The organism is Hymenobacter sp. B1770 (assembly GCF_049896385.1).
Classification (GTDB): Bacteria; Bacteroidota; Bacteroidia; order Cytophagales; family Hymenobacteraceae; genus Hymenobacter.
Genome location: NZ_JAFCUF010000080.1, coordinates 1 through 609 on the forward strand (window position 1 = coordinate 1; position 609 = coordinate 609).

Here is a 609-nt window from a genome sequence, read left to right on the forward strand (position 1 = left end):
CCAGCTCGATGACGTAGCGCGGGCCCCGGAAAATGGCCATGGCCACCTGCTCGCGTACCCGCACTTGCTCGCTCACGTCGAAGGCGCACACGGCTACGCCCGCCACGATGCCGTACTCGCGGTACGCCTGGTAGGTAAAGTCAAAGTAGCGCGTGCGCGGGCCGAGCGGGCCAGCATCCACCAGCGGCATTTCCTGGCCGTGGTAGGGCTGCCCGGTGGCGTAAACTTGCTGCAGCAGGGCGATGAAGCCCTGTTCATCGACGTTGGGCAGGGCCTCGGCCAGCGGACGGCCCAGCAGTTCCTTTTCGGGATAGAAGCGTTGGTAGCTGTCGTTGACGTATTCGAAGCGCAGCTCGGGGCCGCGCAGCAAGCACACGGCGGTGGGAGTCTGGTCGAAGACAGCGGCGATGGTGGCGCGCTGCTGCTCGGCCTCGCGCAGGGCGGCCTGCAGCTGGCTGGTGCGCTCGGCCACGCGGGTTTCCAACTGCTGGTTGAGCTGGCGCAGGGCCTTTTGGCTCAGATTTAGCTCGGCGGCGTAGGCCCGGATGTCGGCATTGGCGGCTTTCAGGTCCGAGTTGGCCCGGGCCAGGTACTGGTTGCTTTCGGTGA

General features: G+C 66.3%; 1 protein-coding gene. It reads right to left on the reverse strand.

The window, feature by feature from the left end; all coding sequences use genetic code 11:
• A partial coding sequence (locus tag ACP7AJ_RS21570; protein WP_426062303.1) for a PAS domain-containing protein occupies positions 1-609 on the reverse strand: 609 nt, incomplete at both ends.